The 22600-nt window shown below is 73.2% G+C and carries 18 protein-coding genes; 11 read left to right on the plus strand and 7 right to left on the minus strand.

Annotation, left to right across the window (positions count from 1 at the left end; all coding sequences use genetic code 11):
• Positions 1-10: 10 nt before the first annotated feature.
• The 3 genes from D3273_RS12160 to D3273_RS12170 all read right to left on the minus strand — a co-directional run bounded on the left by D3273_RS12160 (position 11) and on the right by D3273_RS12170 (position 2568).
• On the minus strand, positions 11-709 hold the full coding sequence (locus D3273_RS12160) for a type 1 glutamine amidotransferase (protein ID WP_129226879.1): 699 nt from the start codon (positions 707-709) through the stop codon (positions 11-13).
• Positions 710-713: 4 nt separating this feature from the next.
• Positions 714-1580, minus strand: a complete 867-nt coding sequence (locus D3273_RS12165) for a shikimate dehydrogenase (protein WP_129226881.1) — start codon at positions 1578-1580, stop codon at positions 714-716.
• A gap of 133 nt (positions 1581-1713) precedes the next feature.
• Positions 1714-2568 carry an acyl-CoA acyltransferase gene (locus D3273_RS12170; protein ID WP_129226883.1) on the minus strand — a complete coding sequence of 285 codons (855 nt, stop codon included), beginning with the start codon at positions 2566-2568 and terminating at the stop codon, positions 1714-1716.
• 76 nt (positions 2569-2644) lie between these two features.
• On the opposite strand from D3273_RS12170, the gene D3273_RS12175 reads away from it, so the two are divergent.
• From D3273_RS12175 to D3273_RS12185, 3 genes are read left to right on the plus strand one after another with little or no spacing between them, the layout of a single operon-like run.
• The gene (locus D3273_RS12175; protein WP_129226885.1) at positions 2645-2917 is read left to right on the plus strand and encodes a phosphopantetheine-binding protein; all 273 of its coding nucleotides are present in this window, start codon (positions 2645-2647) and stop codon (positions 2915-2917) included.
• Complete coding sequence (locus D3273_RS12180) at positions 2877-4259, plus strand: AMP-binding protein (protein WP_129226887.1); 1383 nt, start codon at positions 2877-2879, stop codon at positions 4257-4259. The genes D3273_RS12175 and D3273_RS12180 overlap by 41 nt, the downstream gene beginning before the upstream one ends.
• Positions 4252-4986, plus strand: coding sequence for an SDR family NAD(P)-dependent oxidoreductase (locus D3273_RS12185; protein WP_129226889.1), 735 nt, complete (start codon positions 4252-4254; stop codon positions 4984-4986). The genes D3273_RS12180 and D3273_RS12185 overlap by 8 nt, the downstream gene beginning before the upstream one ends.
• A gap of 213 nt (positions 4987-5199) precedes the next feature.
• Here D3273_RS12185 and D3273_RS12190 read toward each other — a convergent pair whose 3' ends face one another.
• Both D3273_RS12190 and D3273_RS12195 read right to left on the minus strand, forming a co-directional pair.
• The gene (locus D3273_RS12190; RefSeq protein WP_129226891.1) at positions 5200-6132 is read right to left on the minus strand and encodes an amino acid--[acyl-carrier-protein] ligase; all 933 of its coding nucleotides are present in this window, start codon (positions 6130-6132) and stop codon (positions 5200-5202) included.
• Between the two features lie 34 nt (positions 6133-6166).
• Positions 6167-7396, minus strand: a complete 1230-nt coding sequence (locus D3273_RS12195; RefSeq protein ID WP_129226893.1) for an acyl-CoA dehydrogenase family protein — start codon at positions 7394-7396, stop codon at positions 6167-6169.
• Positions 7397-7702: 306 nt separating this feature from the next.
• On the opposite strand from D3273_RS12195, the gene D3273_RS12200 reads away from it, so the two are divergent.
• The 5 genes from D3273_RS12200 to D3273_RS12220 all read left to right on the plus strand — a co-directional run bounded on the left by D3273_RS12200 (position 7703) and on the right by D3273_RS12220 (position 16349).
• On the plus strand, positions 7703-7969 hold the full coding sequence (locus tag D3273_RS12200; RefSeq protein WP_129226895.1) for a phosphopantetheine-binding protein: 267 nt from the start codon (positions 7703-7705) through the stop codon (positions 7967-7969).
• A gap of 141 nt (positions 7970-8110) precedes the next feature.
• Positions 8111-12871, plus strand: a complete 4761-nt coding sequence (locus D3273_RS12205) for an AAA domain-containing protein (protein ID WP_129226897.1) — start codon at positions 8111-8113, stop codon at positions 12869-12871.
• Positions 12872-12985: 114 nt separating this feature from the next.
• Positions 12986-14866 carry an ABC transporter permease gene (locus D3273_RS12210; RefSeq protein ID WP_129226899.1) on the plus strand — a complete coding sequence of 627 codons (1881 nt, stop codon included), beginning with the start codon at positions 12986-12988 and terminating at the stop codon, positions 14864-14866.
• Complete coding sequence (locus D3273_RS12215; protein WP_129226901.1) at positions 14863-15642, plus strand: ABC transporter ATP-binding protein; 780 nt, start codon at positions 14863-14865, stop codon at positions 15640-15642. Before D3273_RS12210 ends, D3273_RS12215 begins: the two co-directional genes overlap by 4 nt.
• Positions 15639-16349 carry an ABC transporter ATP-binding protein gene (locus tag D3273_RS12220; RefSeq protein WP_129226903.1) on the plus strand — a complete coding sequence of 237 codons (711 nt, stop codon included), beginning with the start codon at positions 15639-15641 and terminating at the stop codon, positions 16347-16349. The genes D3273_RS12215 and D3273_RS12220 overlap by 4 nt, the downstream gene beginning before the upstream one ends.
• Before the next feature lie 231 nt (positions 16350-16580).
• Here D3273_RS12220 and groL read toward each other — a convergent pair whose 3' ends face one another.
• Together groL and groES are read right to left on the minus strand one after the other, a co-directional pair.
• The gene (gene groL / locus D3273_RS12225) at positions 16581-18221 is read right to left on the minus strand and encodes a chaperonin GroEL (protein ID WP_129226905.1); all 1641 of its coding nucleotides are present in this window, start codon (positions 18219-18221) and stop codon (positions 16581-16583) included.
• A gap of 83 nt (positions 18222-18304) precedes the next feature.
• On the minus strand, positions 18305-18592 hold the full coding sequence (gene groES / locus D3273_RS12230) for a co-chaperone GroES (protein ID WP_129226907.1): 288 nt from the start codon (positions 18590-18592) through the stop codon (positions 18305-18307).
• Between the two features lie 287 nt (positions 18593-18879).
• Between groES and D3273_RS12235 the strand changes: the two genes are divergently transcribed.
• The 3 genes from D3273_RS12235 (at position 18880) to D3273_RS12245 (ending at position 22266) form a co-directional block, all read left to right on the plus strand.
• The gene (locus D3273_RS12235) at positions 18880-20661 is read left to right on the plus strand and encodes a sensor histidine kinase (RefSeq protein ID WP_245501136.1); all 1782 of its coding nucleotides are present in this window, start codon (positions 18880-18882) and stop codon (positions 20659-20661) included.
• A gap of 67 nt (positions 20662-20728) precedes the next feature.
• Positions 20729-21169, plus strand: coding sequence for a response regulator (locus D3273_RS12240; protein ID WP_129227086.1), 441 nt, complete (start codon positions 20729-20731; stop codon positions 21167-21169).
• A gap of 2 nt (positions 21170-21171) precedes the next feature.
• On the plus strand, positions 21172-22266 hold the full coding sequence (locus D3273_RS12245; protein ID WP_129226909.1) for a sensor histidine kinase: 1095 nt from the start codon (positions 21172-21174) through the stop codon (positions 22264-22266).
• Positions 22267-22600: the final 334 nt, after the last annotated feature.

Genomic DNA, 22600 nt, shown 5'->3' on the forward strand with positions numbered 1-22600 from the left:
CGCCGGGCCTTCAGCCCCGCGCGATGAAGCGCCGGATCCAGCCGCCCACGCGGTCGGCGTCGCTCGGGGCGCCGAGGCTCGCCAGCATGCGGTCGGCCTCCGCGGGGTCGGGCAGGCCCGGCCGGCGCAGTTCCACCAGCGCTTCCGCCATGCCGCGCTCGAACTCCGGGTGGAACTGGAACGACACGGCATCGCCGCCCGCGTAGAGCAACGCCGCATGGGGCGTGAAGGGGCTCGACGCCAGCACGGTCGCGCCCGGCGGCGCGTCGACGACCTGGTCCTGGTGCGAAGCCGCGACCGCGATGGCCGCCGCCCCGTCCATCCAGGGCTCCGACCGATGCACCTCGTAGCGGTGGAGCCCGAGGCCCCAGCCCTTCTCGCTCTTCTCGACGCGGCCGCCGAGCGCGTCCGCCATCGCTTGATGGCCGAAGCACAGGCCCACCAGGCGCGCGCGCCCATGGGCGGCGCGGATGAAGTCCCGCAGCGGAGGGATCCAGGGCAGGTCGTCGTAGACCCCGGCCGAGGAGCCGGTGATCACGTAGGCGGCATGGGCGTCGGGCGCGGCCGGCAGTTCCCCGTCGCGGACCGCGTAGGTGCGGCAAGCGAAGCCGTCGCCCAGCATGCGCCTCACCATGGCGTCGTAGCGGCCGAACCGCGCCGCGAGGTCGGTCGGCGGGACGCCGGTTTCGAGGATGCCGACGGTCGTCATGCCGTCACGCCGCGTCCATGGAGCGGAACTGCGCCACCATGCGGTCCACGTTGGGCTCTCGCCCGGCGAACAGGCGGAACGCCGCCACGGCCTGGAACACCGCCATGCCGCCGCCGTCGATCGTGCGGCAGCCGAGCGCGCGGGCGCGGCGCAGCAACTCCGTTTCCAGCGGGAAATAGATCACCTCGGCGACCCACAAGTCGGGGCGCAGCAGCGCGGCGTCGAGCGGCAGGCCCGGATGGGCCTCCATGCCGATGGGGGTGGCGTTGATGAGGCCGGTCGCGTCCGCCATGGCGGACGCGCGGTCCGTGCCGGCGACGGCGCGTCCGGGGCCGAAATGCGCCGCGAGGTTGGCCGCGACGCTGTCCGCGCGGGCGGGGTCGATGTCGAAGATGGTCAGGCGCCCGGCGCCGAGCGTCAGGGCCGCGTGGGCCACGGCCGCCCCGGCCCCGCCGGCGCCGAGCTGCACCACCCGGTCGAGGCGCGCGCCCGCCATCCCGGCACGGAACGGCTCGGCGAAGCCGGACCAGTCGGTATTGTGCCCGATGCGGCGCCCGTCGCGGAACAGCACCGTGTTGACGGCGCCGAGCGCGCGCGCGTCGTCGGACAGGGCGTGGAGGTGGGGGATCACCGCCTGCTTGCACGGATGGGTGACGTTGATCCCGTCGAAGCCGAGGCGCTCGCAGGAGGACAGGATGTCGGGCAGCGCGTCCACGCCGAGACCGAGCGCGGCGAGGTCGATCAGCCGGTACACGCAGCGGAGGCCCTGCGCTTCCGCTTCGCGCATCTGCATCTCGGGGGTGCGGGAGCTCCCGATGTCCTGCCCCACGAGGCCGAGGAGGACCGAGGGCACGCGGCCATATCTGCTCATCGGGTCCGGTCCTCCTGTCGCCCCGGGTCGCACCACGGGACGGCCGCTGCCGTCAAGGACCTCGGGACGGCCGCTGCCGTCAAGGACTTCGGGACGGCCGCCGCCGTCAAGGCCCCTGGGACGGCCGCCACCGTCAAGGACCGAAGATCGCCAGCTCGGTGTAGCTGAGGTCGCCGATCCGGGGCGGGTGGGGGCCGCGGGCGTATCGGCGCCCGCGCCGGATCCACGGCCCGCCCACGAGCCCGCCCGGCACCCCCCCGTCGACCAGGAGCCCGACGGCGCCGCGGCGGGTCATCCACCGGCCGATCGCGCCGGCGTAGCGCGACACGTCGGCGATGTCGCGGCAGAACACGACCTGCAACACCGGCAGGGGGTAGCGGCCGGCCCGCACCCGCACCGGCGCCAGCACGAGCGGGCACGGCGGGCCCTCCGCCTCGACCGTCAGGCAGGTGCAGCCGTATCCGCGGTGGTCGTCGAGCAGCGTCGCTTCGGGCAGGCCGCGCCACGACGCGGGGTCGGCGGACACCCGCGCGCGCTCGCCGGCCGGGCCCAGCAGCGGCAGGACGAGGCTTCGCCGCTCGGAATAGGCCCGGAACCCCTGCGCCTCGATGGTGGGCCAGGTGTGCGGCGCCGCCGAAATGTTGGTGAAGGTCACCTCCGGACGCTTCAGCGCGGAGGCGACGAGGAACGGCGCCTGGGCGCGGAACGCGGGGTCTACGGTCCAGCTCGACAGGTTGCACCGGACGTGGCCCGCGCCGTCGCGGCCGAACAGCATCAGGGCGACGCCGACCGGCCGGCTCCCGTCGTCGAGCAGGAACCCGTAGCGCGGGCAGCCGTCCACGGCCGGGCGCTCGCCCATCCGGCGCAGCCCCCGCTCCCAGAAGGCGCGCGGGCGGTGGGAGAAGCCGCGGCGGAGCAGCTCCGTCACGCCCGCGAGGTCCGCGTCGCGGATCTCGCGGCGGCGAACGCCCGGTCGAAACCCGTTCACCACGCCGCCATCTTCACGTTGTCCCCGCAGGTCGGCATGGTAGCGTTCTCCCAGGTTGTGGAGGGGGTCTTATCCGATGGACATGAGGGCGGTCATCATCTCGACGATCGAGGCGGTCGCGTCGGAACAGGGCAAGGCGTTGAAGCCGCTCACGGACGACCTCGTCCTGCTGGACTCCGGCCTGGACTCGCTGTGCTTCGCCGTTCTGGTCACCCGGCTGGAGGACGAGGTCGGATGCGACCCCTTCACCCTGTCGGACGACGTGTATTTCCCCGTCACGCTCGGCGACTTCATCCGGTTCTACGACGATGCCGCACGCCAGCAAGCCGCTCCGACGCTGGCTGCTTGAGGCCGGGTCCCGGCCGGGGCGGGCGATCCACGCCCCCGGCCGGAGCCTGTCCCTCGACACGCTCGCCACAACCACGACGATCGCCCCGCTGCGGGCCGCGCTGGCGGGGCGCTCCGTGCTGGTCGCCGCGGGCGATCAGCTTTCGGCCGGCCTGGCGCTGGTCGAGCTCGACGGGCTCGCGCGCCGCATCGTGCTGGCGCCCCCGGACCTGAAGCCGTCGGACCTGCCCGCCGTCCTGGCGGGAGCGGCGATCGATGCCGTGTTCCTCGACGGCGACCACCCGAGCTGGCCCGCCGACCTCCTCGTCGCCGTGGCGGGTCCCCCCATGCCGCTGCCGCCCGACGGCGGAGAGGCGCGGGACACCGAATGGGTGATGCTGACGTCGGGGACGACCGGCACGCCCAAGATGGTGGTGCACAGCCGGGCCGGGCTCGTGGGGGCGATCGACCCCGCGGCTTCGGCGCCGGTGTGGGGCACCTTCTACGATATCCGCCGCTACGGCGGCCTGCAGATCTTCCTCCGCGCCGTTCTGGGCGGCGGCTCGCTGGTGCTGTCGCAGGCGGGCGAACCCGTGGCGGACCACCTCGCCCGGCTGGCCCGCCACGGCGTCACGCACCTGTCCGGCACGCCGTCGCACTGGCGCCGCGCCCTGATGGCGCCCGAAGCGGCGCTGATCGCGCCGCGCGCCGTGCGGCTGTCGGGCGAGATCGCCGACCAGGCGGTGCTGGACGCGCTGGCCCGCGCCTATCCCGGGGCCACGCTCGGCCACGCCTACGCGTCGACCGAGGCCGGCGTGGGGTTCGAGGTGACGGACGGGCGCGAGGGCTTCCCGGCCGCCTTTCTCCATCCGGACCGAGCCGTGGCCATGAAGGTCGAGGACGGGTCGCTGCGCATCCGCTCGACCCGCACGGCGAGCCGCTACATCGGCGGCGGCGCGGCGGCGCTGGCCGACGCCGACGGCTACGTCGACACGGACGACCTCGTCGAGCGCCGGGGCGACCGGATGCATTTCGTCGGCCGCCGTTCCGGGATCATCAACGTCGGCGGGCTGAAGGTCCACCCCGAGGAAGTCGAGGCCGTGATCAACCGCCATGCCGGGGTCCGCATGTCGCTCGTCAAGGCGCGCGCGAATCCGATCACCGGCGCCATCGTGGTGGCCGACGTGGTGGCGGACGAGCCCTTCCCGGACGGGACCGGCGGTGACCGGCAGACCGCGATGAAGGCCGAAATCCTGGAGCTGTGCCGGGCGACGCTCCCCGCCCACAAGGTGCCGGTGCTGCTGCGCTTCGCCGCCGCGCTCGCCATGACCCCCGCGGGAAAGTTGCAGCGGCGCGATGCGTAACGTCCTCGTCACCGGCGGCAGCCGAGGCCTCGGCCTGGGCATCGTCCGCGACCTCGCCGCCAGCGGCCACCGCGTCCTGGCCGTGGCGCGGCGTTCGAGCGATGCGCTCGACGCGGCCGCCGAAGCCGCGGCGCGGGAGGGAACGGGCGAGATCCGCTTCGTCGCGCTCGACCTCGCCGACATCGACGCCATCCCGGCCATGGTGCAGGAGCAGCGCCGCCTGCACGGGCCGCTCTTCGGGCTCGTCAACAACGCCGGAATCGGCACCGAGGGCCTGCTGGCCACGATGCACAACGCCCAGATCGAGGCGCTGATCCGCATCAACACCCTGTCGCCGATCGTGCTCAGCAAATACGCGGTGCGGGGCATGATGGCCGAGGGCCGGGGTCGCGTGGTCAACATGGCCTCGATCATCGGCTCCACGGGCTACAACGGCCTGTCGGTCTACGGCGCCACCAAGGCGTCGCTGGTGGGCTTCACCAAGTCTCTGGCGCGCGAGGTCGGGCGGGTCGGCATCACCGTCAACGCGGTGGCGCCGGGCTTCGTCGAAACGGAGCTGACGGGCGGCCTCGGGGATCAGCAGCGCGAGCAGATCGCCAAGCGCAGCGCGCTCAAGCGCCTGGCCGAGGTCGAGGACGTCGCCAAGGCGGTCGGCTTCCTGATGAGTGACGCGGCGCGCAACATCACCGGCACGGTGCTGACGGTGGACGCCGGCAACACGGCGTGACGCGCGGCGCCGCCGCGCCATAAACTCCACTGCGTTCGATGATGCCGCGCGGCGGACCTCCGCCCACACGGCGTGCGCGGGCCGCAGGGTCGGACGGGATGCGACGCCGCTGCCGGCGACATCCGGCCGGACGTCCCCGCGGCCTGTCAGATGGTCCGACCGCGATCCCGGGCCGGCGGTGCACGCCGGCCGGGGTGCACCGCCGGGGTGCCTTCAGAACCGCAGCGCGTCGCGCACCGCCGCCGGCCATCCTGCCGGATCCGTCCCGTGCGTGGCGAACATCGCCACCGCGAGCCGGTCCATGCCGAAGGCCACGCAGCCCGTGTGGGCGATGCCGCCCTCGGCGTCGCGGATACCCCACACGTCGCCGAAATGGTCCTTGTGGTTGTTGAAGCTCATGCAGGCCGTCGGCTTCTCGGCGGACCGCACGGGGACGACCAGCTCGAACTTCAGGGCGTCCTGGCGCTGCATGGCGGCCATCATCAGCCCGACCTTGCCGAAGAAGGGGTCGTTGGCCTGCTCCAGCGCGTAGGGCAGGCCGAGCCGGCCGGCCATGCCCTGCGCGGTGTCGATCCACCGCTCGCGGAAGGCCGCCACGTCGGCGGGCGAGCCGATGCACACGTATTCGCGCATGCGGAAGGATTGGAACCGGTCGGCGTGGGGCGACGGCTCGCGGCGGAAGCAGTCGCTGGCGACGTCGAAGCGCAGCCCCCCCTCGGGCAGCGGGCCGCGGCGCGCCGCGATCGGGTAGACCGGGTAGCAGGCCGCGGGCGTCAGCACGAGGTCGCCGGCTTCGAGCCCCTCCGTCCAGTCGCCTCCGGCTTCGAAGGTCGCCACGGCGGCGCGGATGTCGCGCTCCGTGCCGCCGAGCGCGCACATGCAGCCGAGCAGGTTGGGGAAGCTCTTCAGATAGCCCGAGCGCTCCAGCGTCCGCCGGCTCATCACGGGCGGGAACCGCATCACCTCCGTGCCGTCCTCGCGGTGGGCGGACACGAAGGCGGCGAGGCGCTCGACCACGTCCTCGTAGACGCCCCGGCGCCCGTACACGCCCGCCACCCCGGTGGGATGGAACAGGGCCTCCATCAGGCCGACGAGGCGGTCGTCGACCTCGTCGAAGGAAGCGTCGAGGCGCAGGGGCGCGGTCATGGCGGTGGAACTCCGAAGATCGTGGGCCGGGCCGTCAGTCGGCGAGGCCGGCCGGCACCGGCGCCATCAGGGCGGGGCTGGCGAGGCTCGACAGGATGCGGTCGTTGTTGATCATCAGCGGCGCGGACAGCACGTCGCGCAGCTGCCGCCCGATGCTGCTGTCGCCGTCGTTGCGGTAGCCCGACAGGCCGCAGGCGCGCAGCGCGCTCGTCACCGCCGCGACGGCCGTGTCCGAGGCCTCGACCTTCAGCAGGTTCATCGCCACGGCGAACTCGAAGCCGTTGAAATGCGCCTCGTCGGCGAACGCCGCCTCGCAGCGCTCCACGCCGTCGCGCACCATCAGGCGCAGGCCGCGCAGCGACGACTGGGCGCGCGTGTAATGCGCGGCGCCCGGCGGCATCTGCCCCTTGGCCCGGCGCGCCGCGGCGCGCAGGAACGCTTGCGCCCGTTCGACGGCCGCCGCCGCGATGCCGCTCCACACGGCCCCCCACAGCACATGCGCCACCGGCGTTATGGTGCGGGCGTGGATCACGTCGTAGCCGACCGGCAGCACCTGCCCGGCGGCGGCGCGGGCGTGGAGCTTGAAGCCGCGGCTGCAGGTGCCCCGCATGCCCAGCGTGTCCCAGGCCTGGCCGGGGTCGAGCCGGTAATGCTCGCGCAGCAGCACGACCAGCACCTGGTCGGAGCCGGCGGCCTCGGCGGAACGCCGCGCCGTGGTGACGATGGCGTCGGCCTGCGCGCCGTAGGAGATCACGGTGGAATCGCGGTCGAGCGACACGGTGCCGTCCTCGGCGGCCTCGATGGCGGCGGCGCTGCTGCGCACGTTTCCGCCGCTGAGCCCTTCGGTCGTCGAGGACGCGAGCAGCCACTGGTGCGCGGCGACGCTCCGCAGCACGCCCTCGTGGAAAGGCGCGCCGCCGGCATGGCGCACCACGCAGGCCAGCTTGATCTGGTGCATGGCGAAGATCAGCGCCGTGGACGAACACCGGCGGCCGAGCCTGAAGCAGACGTCCGCCACCTCGCCCAGCGAAGCGCCGTCGCCGCCGAACGCGCGGGGAACCGCCATCCCCAGCAACCGCTGCGCCTTCAGGGCGGCGAGGGCCTCGGCCGGGAAGCGACCCTCGCGGTCCACCGCGACGGCATGTTCGCCCGCCACGGCGGCGGCGGCCTCGGCCCGCTGCACCACCGGCCGGGTCCCGGCGCCGTGGAGCCCGCAGGCCGAGAGCTCGATGCCCCGTGCATCCTCGACCCTCTCGTCCAACATGGCTGCCGCTCCGATGCCGATCGCGCCGCCTGCCACGGCACGTTGTATCGCCTATCCTGAACCGGCCTGCAGCGCACGACATAGCGTCGATCATTGTTAAGGGCGCGACAACAGCGTCATGGTAAACAGATGATGAAGATGACGATATGACATGGATCGACGCGTGTCCCCGCGCAGAAACCATCATTCTTGTTTCGTGACCAGTTGATTCAACTTACATTGACAAGGGCGAGGCGTGAAACCAGTGTCCGCGGCAGAGATACGGCGAGATGCCCGGAGCGGTCCGGGGCGCCTGGAGGTGCTGCGATGTTGGACCATGTGAAGTCTTCCCCCGCGCGCCGGATCGGCAACCTCGTCGAAGACATCCTGTCCCGCCGCGGCGTGGACGGACCCGTCGCGCCGGATGCGGAACTGGCCCGCTTCGGCATGACGTCGATCGACATGGTCGAGGTGATGCTCGGCGTCGAGGCGGAGTTCGACGTCGCGATCCCGCCGGTCGAGATCACCATGGACAACTTTCGCTCGGTGGCCGCCATGGTGCGCCTGGTGTCCCGGCTGAGCCCGGCCGCCTGATCGGCGGGCGGCGGGGCCCGCTTGCCTTGGCGGGCTCATCCGCGCTTTGGTGCGGACCATGAGACAGCCGAGGGGCGCACCCTGAACGCACACGACACAGGCGGGGACCACGCGGCGCCCGGGACGGCGGCCGCCCGGCTGGTGGACCTTCTCGACTACATCGAACAGGTCGTGCGCCTGGACGAGCGCGTGGCGTTCCGCCTCGCCGACTACCGCATGCCCGACGGCACCGCGCTGGCGCTGCGCTCCGCCGAGGTCGCGGGCCTGCCGGGCGTCGCCACCGACCTCCGGGACGGGGAAGCCCCGGCCTGGCTCGCGGTGGAGCGCCTCGCCCGGACCCGCCCTCCCGCGCCGGCGGACGCGCTCCGGCCCTGGCTGCCCGAGGTCGCCGATCCAGCGGTTCCGCCCGCGGCCGCGCCCGAGATCCTCCGCACCGTGTCGGCCGCCGAGCGCGCGGCGCTGATCGCCGCCGACTGCGCCGCCGAGGAGGACTTCGCCCCCGTGCCGGCCCGCGACGGCGCCGACGGGCATGGCGGCTTCGACCTTCGCCTCCGCTTCGCCGAGCAGCCCGGGCTCGCGGACGCTTTGGCGGCCTATCGCGCCGGGCCCTGGGCCGATTGGTCGGCCGAGGAAGCCCTGCGCCGCCGCACGATCGCGCTCTACGGCCAGCTTTACCGCCTCCAGCAGCTGTTGGAGCTCGGCGGCGGCGAGGGCGCCGTCGAGGCGGTGTGGGGCATCGGCACGGTGCGCTGGCGCCGCGGCGGCCGGACGGTCGATCGTCCGCTGCTGGAATGCCCCGTCGAACTCGACCTCGCGCCCGACGGCCGCCTGTCCGTTCGGCCGACCGGCGCGGCGCCGCGCTTCGACCTCAAGCCCTACGAGGAGTTGGCGTGCGACGGCATGCCGGCGCTCGACGCCGCCCTGCGCGCGGAGCTCGCCGTCGCCGAAGCGGACGACGGCGTGTCCCCGTTCCGCCCCGCCTCCTTCGCGTCGGCGCTGCGCGTCGCCGCCACGCGCCTGTCCGCTGGCGGGACCTACGCGGATGCCCCCGGCCACCCGGGCGATGCCGCTCCCGACGAGCCGGCCGTCGCGGGGGATTGGGTGCTCTACGCGCGGCCGCGTTCCCAGCACGTGGTGCTCGACGACATCGCCCGCTTCCGCGCCGCGGCGCGGGCCGGCCTGCCGGTGAGCGGCCTGGCCGAGCGCCTCGTCACGCCGCCGTCGGACGCCGCCGGCGAAGCCTGGGCCCCGCTCGGCGACCGCTTCGGCGCGGAGGACCGGGACCCGCCCGCCGCCGCGGGCGAGCCCGCCTTCGGCGAGGTGTTCTTTCCGAAGCCCTTCAACGACGACCAGGTCGCCATCGTGCGGCATCTGGCGGGGGCCGACGGCCTCGTCGTGCAGGGGCCGCCGGGCACCGGCAAGACGCATACGATCGCCAACATCATCTGCCACGCCATGGCGCTGGGCCAGCGCGTCCTGGTGGTGTCGCGCGGCGAAGCGGCCCTCAGCGTGTTGCGCGAGCAACTGCCCGAGAAGGTGCGGCCGCTCACCATCGCGATCCTGTCGTCCGAACGGCAGGGCCTGCGGCAGGTCGAGGGCGCGATCCGCGAGATCCAGGCGGTGGTGGAGGAAAGCCGGCCCGAGATCCGCCTGTCCGCCATCCGCCGCTGCGAAGCCGAGATCGTCAAGATCCGCGCCCGCATCGCCGCCGTCGACGCCGAGATGGACGGGTTGGCGGCGCAGCAGTCCCTGCCGCTCGGCCCCGACGGCGAACTGCCGGCCGTGCTGGCCCGCCGCGTCGCCGGCGACCGCGGCGCGCGCCCCTGGTTCGACGATGCGCCGGAGGTCTATGCCGCCGAGGCCGGGCTCGGCGACGACGTCCTGGAACGGCTGCGCCGCGCGCGCGCAGCGGCGGCCCAGTTCCTCGACCACTGCGACGCCGACCTGCCCCGCGCCGACGCCCTGCCGACGCCCGCCGGGCTGGCGGCCTGGCACGAGGACCTGCTCGACGGGGAGCGCCTCGCCACCGCGGCCGCGGCCGGCCCGGTGCCGACCCTGCACCTGCCGGCGGAGCTGGCCGACGCCGCGACCCGCACCGGCACGGCGCTGCGCGACATGGCGACGGCGGCGGAAGCCGCCATGGCACGGCCCGGGTTGTTTCCGCTCGCCGTCGCGGCCCTGCGCGGCGACGGTTCGGCCGGGGCGGCGGCGCTGCGGTCCTGCTGCCAGGCTTGGCGCGACATCGAGGCGGAACGCACCCGCCTGGCCGCCGCGGCGGTGGACCTGCCGCCGGGCATCGCGGACGACGCGGAAGCGCGCGACGCGGTGGCGCGAGCCCGGCGCGGCGAGCGCCTGTGGCCGATGGTGTCGTTCGGCCACGGCGGCTCCAAGGACCGCCTCGCGGCGGTTCGGGTGCGCGGCCGCCCGCCGGGCCGGGCGGGCGACGATTGGGCGGCGATCGACGACGCGCTGGCGCTCGTCGACGCCCGCGTGGCGCTGGCGGCACGCTGGCGCCAGTTCGCCACCGATGCGGGCGCGCCGGCCGGAGCCGATGCCGGCGACCCCGCCGACGCGGCCCGCCTCCTCGGGCTCGCGGCCGCCCTCGCGACATCGTTCGACGGGCTCGGCCCGGCGGCCCGGCGGTTTCCCGCGCCGGACGCCCTCGCCCGCGATCCCGCCCTCGCCCGCGCGCTGGCGGCGCAGGTCGAGGCTTCGGCGGCGTCGGCCCGCCTCGTCGGCGTGGCGGAAGGCATCGCCGCGGCGGTCGCCCGCTTCGCCGGGCAGGACCGCACGTCGGTGATGGCGCGGCAGATCCTCGAATCGCTCGTCGGCCGCGCCGACCTCCCGGCCGACAAGGTTTCCGGGCTGTGGCGGGCCCTGCTGGCGCGCCTCGGCGACATCGCGGGGCGGGAGCCCGACCTCGCGGTGGTGCGGCGGACGGCGGACGGGATCGCCGCCGCGGGCGCCCCCCGATGGGCCGCGCGCCTCCGCTCGGACCCGTCGCCCGAAGCCCTGCCGGACGATTGGCGCCTCGCGTGGGACGCCGCAGCGGCGAAGCGCAAGCTGGCCCGCACCGATGGGCGGGAGCCCCTGCTCGCCCTGGCGCGCGAGCGCGACGCGCTCGACCGGCGCGGCCGGAAGCTCTTCGTCGAGCTCGTGCGCGAGCGCGCCTTCTACGAGCTCGAGCGGCGCCTGTCGCCGCGGGTGAAATCGGCGCTGGTCGAATACGTCCGGGCGCTGGGGCGGCTCGGGAAGGGGACCGGAAAGGGGGCGGGCCGCCACCGCCGCGTGGCCCGGGACGCCATGGCGCGCTGCTACGACGCCGTGCCCTGCTGGATCATGCCGACGTGGCGGGTCGCCGAGCAGCTGCCCTCCGACATGGCGGCCTTCGACCTCGTGGTCCTGGACGAGGCGTCGCAGTCCGACGTGACGGAGCTGCCCGCCCTGCTGCGCGGCCGCAAGATCCTCGCCGTCGGCGACGACCGGCAGGTGAGCCCGACCCCGCCCTTCGTGAGCCAGGGCCAGGTGGCGCAGCTCCGCCACCGCCACCTGCGGCACCTGCCCTATGCGGCACTGCTGGAACCCGGCGAAAGCCTCTACGACCTGATGCGGGCGGTGTTCCCCGACAGCCGGCTGATGCTGAAGGAGCATTTCCGCTGCGTCGAGCCCATCATCCGCTTCTCGATGGGCTTCTACCCTGAAACGCTGGTCCCGCTGCGCGTGCCGGCAGCGTCCGAGCGGCTCGACCCGCCGCTCGTCGACATCTTCGTGCCGCACGGCGCCCGCGACGGCGCCCGCAAGATCAACCGCGCCGAAGCGGAGGTGATCGTCGAGGAGGTCGCGCGGCTGATCGCGTCGCCCGAAGGCGCGAGCCGCTCGGTCGGGGTGATCTCCCTCATCGGCTCCGAGCAGGCCGAGCTGGTGCGCGTACTGCTGGCCGAGCGGATCGGCGAGGAAGCGATGCAGCGCCACCGCGTGCTCTGCGCCAACAGCGCCGGCTTCCAAGGGAACGAGCGCGACGTCGTGTTTCTGTCCATGGTGGCGGACCGGCGCCGGCGCACGACACTGACCGCCCTGCCCTACGAGCAGCGGTTCAACGTGGCGGCCTCGCGCGCCCGCGACCGCCTGGTGCTGGTGCGCTCCGTCGGTCTCGACGACCTCGCGGCGGCCGATCTCAAGCACCGGCTCATCTCCCATTTCGAGCGCCCGATGCCCGTCGGCTCCGCACCGGCGCGGGACCTCACGGAGCGCTGCGAATCGGGCTTCGAGCGCGACGTGCTCGCCCGCCTGCTCGCGCTCGGCTACCGCGTCGAGCCGCAGGTCGGGTCGGAGGGATTCCGCATCGACCTCGTGGTCGAGGACTTCGAAGGCCGGCGCCTCGCGGTCGAATGCGACGGCGACAGCTTCCACGGGCCCGAGCGCTGGCGCGACGACATGCGCCGCCAGCGCATCCTGGAGCGCGTCGGCTGGCGCTTCTGGCGCTGCTTCGCGTCGAGCTTCTACCGCGATCCCGACGGCGTCATGGCCGACCTCGTGGCGACGCTGGAGCGCGACGGCATCGCGCCGGTCGGCGGCGCGGCCGGGCCGGCCGCGGTGGCGCGCGTCGTCGAGCACCGCGTGGCGCCGGCGCCCGCTGGTCCGGACGCGTCGCCGCCGGAGGATGGGAGGGCCGCGGAGCGCATCGCGGTCGGCGACCGCGTCGCGCTGCTGTTCCCCGACCGCCGTCGCCTGACGCTGCGGCTGACCGACGGCGCCGACGATCGCGAGGGCGGCCTCCTGTCCGTCGCGACGGCGCTCGGCGCCGCCGTGGCGCGGGCCGACGAAGGGGACGAGGTCGAGGTGGCGGAGGGCGGGTCCGAGCCGGTCCGGGTGCTGGTTGAAGCGGTGGTGCGGGCGGCCTAGAGGCTGCCATGCGGCCGGGCTCGCGCGGTCGGCGCCCGGCGCGCCCGGAACAGAAGGACGGCGCGGGGCCGCTTCGCCGGGTGTCGGTGCGGGCGTCGGGCTTGGGAGATCGCGTTGAGCTTCGTCTTCGCCCAGTTCCTCACCGGCCTCGCCGGCGCGTCGTCGCTGTTCCTGGTGGCGTCGGGCCTGTCGATCGTCTTCGGCGTCAGCCGCATCGTCAATTTCGCCCACGGCGCCTTCGCCATGCTGGGCGCCTACATGGCCTACAGCCTGACGGAGCGCTTCGCGGGCCCGTTCGGCTTCTGGGGCTCGATCGTCCTGGCCTCACTCGGCACCGCGGCGGCGGGCGCCCTCGTCGAGATGACGCTGCTGCGCCGCCTGTATCGCGCCCCGGAGCTGTTCCAGCTCCTCGCCACCTTCGGGCTGACGCTGGTCGTCGAGGACCTCGTCGTCGTCGTGTGGGGGCCCGACGACCTCCTCGGGCCCCGCGCGCCCGGCCTCGCCGGCGCCGTCCGGGTCTTCGGCGAGGCCGTGCCGAGCTACGACCTGCTGCTGATCGCCTTCGGGCCGATCGCCTTCGGGCTGCTGTGGCTGCTGTTCCACCGCACGCGTTTCGGCACCCTGGTCCGGGCCGCCACGCAGGACCGCGAGATGGTGGCGGCGCTCGGCGTCGATCAGCGCTGGCTGTTCACCGCCGTCTTCGCGCTCGGCGCCTTCATGGCGGGGTTCGGGGGCGCGGTGCAGATCCCGCGCGATGCCGTCAACCACGGCATCGACCTGCGGCTCATCGTCGACGTCTTCGTGGTCGTGGTGATCGGCGGCCTCGGCAGCGTCGGCGGCGCCTTCCTGGCCTCGATCCTCGTGGCGGAGCTCGACGCCTTCGGGATCCTGGTGCTGCCCGGCGTGTCGCTCGTCCTGGTCTTCGTCGTCATGGCGGTCGTGCTGGTGGTGCGCCCCTTCGGCCTGCTCGGCCGGCCGCAGGCCCAGGCCCGCGCCGTGCCCGAGCCGGACCGGCGGCCCTGGGCCCCCCTGCCGCCGCCCGCCCGCTTCGCCGTGGCGATCCTCGTCGCGACTGCGGCCACGCTGCCGTCGTGGGCCGGGGACTACCTCGTCACGGTGGCGTCCGAGATCCTGATCGTCGCCCTCTTCGCCGCCAGCCTGCAGTTCCTGATGTCGGCCGGCGCCATGGTGAGCTTCGGCCACGCCGCCTATTTCGGCCTCGGCGCCTACGGGGCCGCCCTGGCGGCGAAGCACCTCGGCCTGCCGATGCTGCCGGCGCTCGGCTGCGGCATGGCCCTCGCCATCGCCGGCGCGGCCCTGTTCGGCTGGTTCTGCGTGCGGCTGTCCGGGGTCTATTTCGCCATGCTGACGTTGGCCTTCGCCCAGATCGCCTGGTCGGTGGCGTTCCAATGGACGGCGGTCACGGGGGGCGACAACGGCCTGCTCGGCGTGTGGCCGGACGGCTGGGCGGCGACCCCGCGCGCCTTCTTCTGGGTCTGCCTCGCTTCCACGGCGGCGGGCGTCGGGCTTCTCCGCGCCGCGGTGTTCTCGCCCTTCGGCGCGGGCCTGCGCGCCGTTCGCGATTCGGCGCCGCGGGCGGAAGCGCTGGGCCTCGGCCGCGCTCCGGTGCAATGGGCCGCCTTCGCGCTCGCGGGTGGCGTCGCCGGATGGGCCGGCGGGCTGTTCGCCTTCCTCAAAGGCAGCGTCTTCCCGGACAGCCTCGGCATCGGCACTTCGGTCGACGGGCTCGTCATGGTGCTGCTCGGCGGCATCGGCACCGTGTCGGGCGGCGTCGCGGGGGCGGCGGTCTACAAGGCGCTGTCGGTCTGGCTCGTGTCGCAGACCGACGAGTCCAAGCTGGCGCTGGGCCTCGCCATCATCGGCCTCGTGCTCCTCCTCCCCACCGGCCTCGGCGGCGCTGCCGGGCGCTTCCGCGGGGGCCTGCGTTCCCGGGCGGCCCCGCCTCCCGCTCCAGCGGCGGGGCCGGCACGATGACTCTGCTCGACGTGGCCGGGCTTTCGAAATCCTACGGCGGCGTGGCGGCGGTGCGGGGCATCGGCTTCGCGCTGCGGGCTGGCGAGGTGGTGGCGTTGATCGGGCCCAACGGCGCCGGCAAGAGCACGTGCTTCGACATGTTGAACGGGCAGATCCGCCCCGACGCCGGCACGATCCGGCTCGACGGCGTCGACGTCACCGGCGCGAAGCCCCGCCGCATGGCGGCGCGCGGGGTCGCCCGCACGTTCCAGGTCGCCGCCACCTTCGCGTCCATGACGGTGCGCGAGAACGTGCAGGCCGCCTGCCTGATCCACGCCGGCGCCATGGCCTGGCCGTTCGGCCGGGCCGACCGCCGCTTCGTCGCGGAAGCGGAGCGCCTGCTCGACCCCGTCGGGCTCCTGGCCCAGGCCGGCCGGCCGGCGGCCGAACTGGCCTACGGCGACGTGAAGCGGCTCGAACTCGCCATGGCGCTGGCGGGCGAACCCAGGCTGCTCCTCATGGACGAGCCCACCGCCGGCATGGCGCCGGCGGAACGCCACGCGCTGATGGGCGTGGCGGTCGAGCGTGCGCGCCGCGCCGCCATCGGCCTCCTGTTCACCGAGCACGACATGGACATCGTTTTCGGCCACGCCGACCGCGTGATGGTGCTGAGCCGGGGCGAGCTGATCGCGCGCGGTTCGGCCGACGAGGTCCGTCGCGACCCCAGGGTGCGCGCCACCTACCTGGGCGGCGGCTCGACCTTCTCGGCGGCGGCCGGCGGGGACGCGCCGGCATGACGGCGCTGCTCGAGGTCGAGGGACTGAACGGCTGGTACGGCCGCGCCCAAGCGCTGTTCGGCGTCGGACTGTCGATCGCCGAAGGGGAGGTCGTGGCGCTGCTCGGCCGCAACGGCGCCGGCAAGTCGACGACGTTCAAGGGCATCGCGGGCCTGCTCGACCGGCGCGACGGCCGCATCGCCTTCGACGGGATGGACGTGTCGGGCCTGCCGACCCCCGCGCTGGTCCGGCGCGGCCTCGCCTACGTGCCGGAAGACCGGCGCATCTTCGCCGACCTGACCGTCGAGGAGAACCTGGAAGTCGGCCGGCGGCCGCCGCGCCCCGGCACCACGCCCTGGACGCCGGAGCGCCTGTTCGCGCTGTTTCCCAACCTCGCCGAGATGCGCCGCCGCCGCGGGGGCGCCATGAGCGGGGGCGAGCAGCAGATGCTGTCCATCGCGCGCGCCCTGATGGGCAATCCGCGCCTCGTGCTGCTGGACGAGCCGTCGGAAGGGCTGGCGCCCAAGATCGTGGAGGACATGGCGCTGGCCATCCTGGCCCTGAAGCGGGACGGCCTGAGCATCCTGTTGTCCGAGCAGAATCTCCACTTCGCGCGCCTCATCTCAGACCGCGCCGTGGTGATCGACCGCGGCCACATCAGGCTCGCCGGCACGATCGCCGAGATCGCGGCCGACCCGGAAGCCTGCGCCGCCTACCTTTCGGTGTGACACGAAATCCGGCCGAAGAGGCCGGGGCCGTACCGCAAGCCCGCGCGGCGCTCGAGCGAAGCCGGCATCCGCGCCGCGAAGCGGTCTCGCGGACGCCGTATGACGTCCGGCCCGCGCCGGCCGTGGCGATCCCCCGAGCCGAGCCGAGCATCGACGGGGCGCAAACGAAGACACCCCCGGATCGCTCCGGGGGTGCCCTTCATGTCGGTGGCGATGGCCGGTGGCCGGACCTCAGAAGTCCATGCCGCCCATGCCGCCGCCGCCGCCGCCCATCGGCATGGCGGGCTTGTCCTTCGGCAGCTCGGCGACCATCGCCTCGGTGGTGATCAGCAGGCCGGCGACCGAAGCCGCGTCCTGCAGGGCCGTGCGGACCACCTTGGCGGGGTCCACGATGCCGGCCGCGATCATGTCGACGTACTCTTCCGTCTGGGCGTTGAAGCCGTAGGTTTCGGAGGAGTTCTCGCCGATCTTGAACACCACCGTGGAGCCTTCCACGCCGGCGTTCTCGACGATCTGCCGGATCGGCGCCTCGAGCGCCTTGGCGACGAGGTTGATGCCCGACTGCACGTCCGGGATGTCGCTCTTGAGGGCCAGGACGGCCTTCTTGGCGCGCAGGAGGGCCGTGCCGCCGCCGGGGACGATGCCTTCCTCGACCGCCGCGCGGGTGGCGTTGAGGGCGTCGTCGACGCGGTCCTTCTTCTCCTTCACCTCGACCTCGGTCGAGCCGCCGACGCGGATCACCGCGACGCCGCCCGCGAGCTTGGCCAGGCGCTCCTGGAGCTTCTCACGGTCGTAGTCCGAGGTGGTCTCCTCGATCTGCGCCTTGATCTGGGCGATGCGGGCGTCGATGTCGGCCTTGGAGCCGGCGCCGTCGATGACCGTGGTGTTCTCCTTGTCGATGCGGATGCGCTTGGCGCGGCCCAGCATCTGGAGCGTCACGGACTCGAGCTTGATGCCGAGCTCCTCGGAGATCATCTGGCCCTGCGTCAGGATCGCGATGTCCTCGAGCATGGCCTTGCGGCGGTCGCCGAAGCCCGGAGCCTTCACGGCCGCGACCTTGAGGCCGCCGCGCAGCTTGTTGACCACGAGCGTGGCCAGGGCTTCGCCCTCGACGTCCTCGGCCACGATCACCAGCGGCTTGCCGGTCTGCACCACGGCCTCGAGCACCGGCAGCATCGCCTGCAGCGAGGACAGCTTCTTCTCGTGGATCAGGATGTAGGGGTCGTCGAGCTCGGCGACCATCTTCTCGGCGTTGGTGATGAAGTAGGGGCTGAGGTAGCCGCGGTCGAACTGCATGCCTTCGACGACGTCGAGCTCGGTCTCGGAGGTCTTGGCCTCCTCGACGGTGATGACGCCCTCGTTGCCGACCTTCTGCATCGCCTGGGCGATCATCTCGCCGATCGACTTGTCGCCGTTGGCCGAGATGGTGCCGACCTGGGCGACCTCGTCGGAGGACGCGATCTTCTTGGCGCGGGCCTTGATGTCCTTGATGGCGGCCTCGACGGCGAGGTCGACGCCGCGCTTCAGGTCCATCGGGTTGATGCCGGCCGCGACGTACTTGGAACCCTCGCGCACGATGGCCTGGGCCAGCACGGTGGCGGTGGTGGTGCCGTCGCCGGCCTTGTCGTTGGTCTTCGAGGCCACTTCGCGCACCATCTGGGCGCCCATGTTCTCGAACTTGTCCTCGAGCTCGATCTCCTTGGCGACCGTCACACCGTCCTTGGTAATGCGGGGCGCGCCGAAGGACTTGTCGATCACGACGTTGCGGCCCTTCGGCCCCAGCGTGACCTTGACGGCGTCGGCGAGGATGTCGACGCCGCGCAGCATCTTGGCGCGCGCGTCGGAGGAGAAGCGGACTTCCTTGGCAGCCATTGTGTTGACTCCTGGTTCGTGGGTTCAGCGTGGGGGGCGAGCTTGCGCGGTCCGGCGTCCGCCGGTCCGCGCCGAAGGATGGCTCAGCCGACCACGCCCATGATGTCGCTCTCCTTCATGATGAGGAGATCCTGGCCGTCGATCTTGACCTCGGTGCCGGACCACTTGCCGAACAGCACCTTGTCGCCCGCCTTGACGTCGAGCGGGGTGAGCTTGCCGCTCTCGTCCCGGCCGCCGGGGCCCACGGCGACGATCTCGCCTTCCTGGGGCTTCTCCTTGGCGGTGTCCGGGATGATGATGCCGCCCTTGGTCTTCTCTTCGCCTTCGAGACGCTTGACGACCACGCGGTCGTGCAGGGGACGGAAATTCATGGAGACCTTCCTGTTCGTGAGGCGGGGCGGCCGTGCTATACGGCCCGCCGTCCGCAGAACTTGATCCGGTGCGGCTGCTAGCACTCATCCGAGGAGAGTGCCAAAGCGCAGGGCATGAGGTAGGCCCCGCCCATGGCGCTGTCAAGGCGGCCGCGCCGCCGCCCCTGTGGAGAGGGCTCGGCGGCCCGTGTTGGGCGCCCCGGCGAAAGCTGGTATGGGACGGCCCCGATGCGGACCGGGAGCCCCCGCGTGAACCACCTTTCCCCGCCCCGCGACCTGGGCGGGCCATGCTGACATCCGCCGGTCGCCGACCCCGGCTCCGCTGGCCGCGCTCGTCCGTCAGCCGGATCACGCTGGCGCTGGGCGCCTGCGGGCTGGTCTTCATCCTCGGCACGGCCGCCTTCATCGCCGGTCGCGAGCGCCAGATCGCCTTTCGCGAAGCGCGCGCGTCCGCCGGGGGGGCCGTCTTCTCGCTGGCCGACCACGCGTCCCGCCTGTTCGAGGTCGCCGACCTCGCGCTGCGCGCCGCCACCCTGTCCCTCGGCGACCGCTCGTGGGAGGACGCCCAGGCGTCGCTCCCGCTCCACGACGAGCTGCAGGCGACGGCCGTCGCCCTGCCCTACGTGCGCGACCTGCTGCTCGCCGACGCCGCCGGCCGGCTGCGCCTCGCCAGCCTGGCTTTTCCGGCGCCGGACGTGTCCATGGCGGACCGGGCCGCCTTCGCGGCGGCGCGCGACGGGGCGACGGGGCTGGTGATCGGCGAGCCGCTGCTCGGCAAGGTGTCGGGCAAGCCGTCCTTCCTCATCGCGCGGCGCCTCGCCGATGCCGACGGCCGCTTCCGCGGCCTCGTGTCGGCGACGGCGGACCTCGACTATTTCGTCGGCTATTGGCGTCGCATGGACCTGCCGAACGACGCCCACGTGGCGCTGGTGCGGGCCGGCGAAGGCCAGGTTCTGGTCCGCCTGCCCGAAACGCCGGCCATCTCCGCCACGTCGCTTCCCGCCTTGAAGGCCGCGACGGCGGAGGCCCCGCTGTCCGGCCGCTACGTCCCCGCCCCCGACCGGCTCGGCTTCTACCAGCGGGTCGGGGACCTGCCGGTGTACCTCACGGTCAGCTACAGCGAAGCCGCGGTGGACGCCGGCTGGCGGGCTTGGCTCTGGACCTTCCTGCTGTTCCCGGCGGCCGCCATCCTGGCGCTCCTGGTCCTGCTCGCCCTGGCGCGGCGGCAGACCCGGGTGGAAGCGCGGGCCAACCTCGAGGTGACGCGCGCGCGCGCCGCCCTGGCCACCGCCAACACCCGCCTCGAGCAGCGCGTCGCCGAGCGCACCGCGGACCTCCAGGAAAGCAACGCGGAAGTGCAGCGCTTCGCCTACATCGTCAGCCACGACCTGCGGGCGCCGCTCGTCAACATCATGGGCTTCACCTCCGAACTGCAGCGGCTGCGCGGCGACATCTTCCCCGACGCGCCCGCCGCGGACCCGACGCTGCGCGAGGACTTCGACGAGGCGATCGGCTTCATCCAATCCTCGATCGACAAGATGGACCGGCTCATCAAGGCGATCCTGATGCTGGCGCGCCAGGGCTCCCGGGTGTTCCAGCCCGAGCCCGTCGACATGGCGGCGTTGATGCGCTCGATCGTCGACGGCGTGGCGCACCGGGCGCTGTCGGCCGAAGCCACCATCACGGTCGGGCCGATGCCGGACCTGGTGATCGACCGGATCGCCGTCGAGCAGGTGTTCTCCAACCTCGTCGACAACGCCGTGAAATACCTGCGCCCCGGCGTGCCCGGCCGGGTGTCGGTGTCGGCCGACGCCGAGAACGGCCGGGCCCGGTTTCGCGTCGCCGACGACGGGCGCGGCATCGACCCGGGCGACCACGGCCGCGTGTTCGAGCTGTTCCGGCGCTCCGGCGCGCAGGACAGGCCGGGTGACGGCATCGGCCTCGCCCACGTCAAGACGCTTGTGCGTCAGCTCGGCGGGACCATCTCGCTGGAATCGGCCCCCGGCCGGGGCAGCACCTTCACGGTGGTGCTTCCGGTGAAACCCCAGGACGGGCACCCGGCGCGCTGACGGACGCACGGCTGCAAACCTCGCAGGCCACGCCGGCACGGCGCCGAAACACAGGAGTTCGCCCATGATGGCGCTGACGCAGGCGGTGACGATCCTGATGATCGAGGACGACGAGGGGCATGCGCGCCTGATCGAGAAGAACATCCGGCGCGCCGGCGTGTCGAACGAGATCGTCCACCTCCGGGACGGCACGGTCGCGGTCGAGTTCCTGTTCGGCTCGGACGAGGGCGCGCGCGGCGACCACGGACCCTTCATGATCCTGCTCGACCTCAACCTGCCCGACATGAGCGGCGTCGACATCCTGAAGCGCGTCAAAGCCGACGAGCGGTTCCGGCGCGCGCCCGTGATCGTGCTGACCACCACCGACGACAGGGCCGAGATCGACCGCTGCTACGACCTCGGATGCAACGTTTACATCACGAAACCGCTCATCTATCAAAGCTTCGCGGAAGCGATTCGGCAGCTGGGGATGTTCCTGTCCGTGATCCAGATCCCCGAACAGGTTTGAGCGTGCCGAGCCACAGGCTCCTCTACATCGACGACGACCCGGCGTTGAGCCGCTTCGTGCAGCGCCAGCTCGGCCGGCTCGGCCACACCGTCGAGACCGCCGCCGACGGCGACAGCGGCCTCGCGCGCTTGGCGGAGGGCGGCTTCGACGCCGTGGCGCTGGACCATTACATGCCGGGTCGGGACGGGCTGGACGTCCTCGACGCCATCCGGGCCCTGCCCGACGCCCCCCCGGTGATCTTCGTGACGGGCACGAGCGAGAGCCGCATCGCCGTTTCGGCGCTGAAGGCGGGCGCGACCGATTACGTGGTCAAGGACGTGGGCGGCGAGTTCGTGGAGCTCCTCGAGGCGGCCGTGCGGTCAGCGGTGGCCGGCGTGGTGCTGCGACGGGACAAGGAAGCGGCGGACCGCGCCATCGTGGAAGCCCGGGACCGCTTCGAAGCGCTGGCGGCCGAGCGCCAGGTGCTGATGCGCGAGGTGAACCACCGCGTCGGCAACTCGCTCCAGCTCGTCGCGGCGTTCCTGCACCTGCAGGCCAACGGTTCGGCGTCGGCCGAGACCAAGGACGCGCTGAACGAGGCCAACCGGCGCGTGCTCGCCATCGCCCAGGTGCACCGGCGCCTCTACACCTCGGACGACGTCAAGGCCGTGGCGCTCGACAGCTACCTGTCGGCTCTGGTCGGGGACCTGCGAGAATCGAGCGACGCTTCGGACGCGGTGGACCAGCTGTCGCTCGACGCCGTGCCGGTGATGATCGACGCCGACAGTGCGGTGACGATCGGCGTGATCGTGACCGAACTCGTCATCAACGCGCTGAAATACGCCTACCCGGGCGGAAGCGGGCCCGTGCGCGTCAGGTTGGAGGCCGGGGAGGACGACCGGCACTACCGGCTCGTCGTCGAGGACGACGGCGTGGGCAAATCGGGCGGCGACAAGCGGGGCGGGCCGGCGTCGAGCGGGATCGGGCGCACGATCATCAAGGCGATGGCGTCCAAGCTCGACACGACCGTGGCCTACGACGACGCCGAAACGGGCACCCGCGCCGTCATGGCCTTCGCGATGACGGACCCGAAGCTGGCCCGCCCGCCCGGGCATTGATTCGGGGCGCGGCGCAATGAGCCTGGGCCGCGCGGCGAGACCGACGCTCGCATCACGAGATCGCCTGACCGGCGCCCCCGGACGACCGACCGGCGCGGCCGTCCGGACGACACCCGGCTCCCATCCCGCCCCGGAAGACCAGGACGCTGGCTTGCCGGAAGGGCGAGCACCGGAATCGGCGCCCGCCCCGCTTGGGGATCAGGGCTGCTGGCGCCCCGTGCCCATGGCGTTGGCGGGAACGCCGCCCTCGTTGGCGCCCGGGTAGGGCTCGCCGGGGCGCTGCTGGCCCTGCCCGCCCGGCCGGCGCTGACCGCCCTGCCCCTGGCCTTGACCC

Source organism: Lichenibacterium minor (genome assembly GCF_004137685.1).
Classification (GTDB): Bacteria; Pseudomonadota; Alphaproteobacteria; order Rhizobiales; family Beijerinckiaceae; genus Lichenihabitans; species Lichenihabitans minor.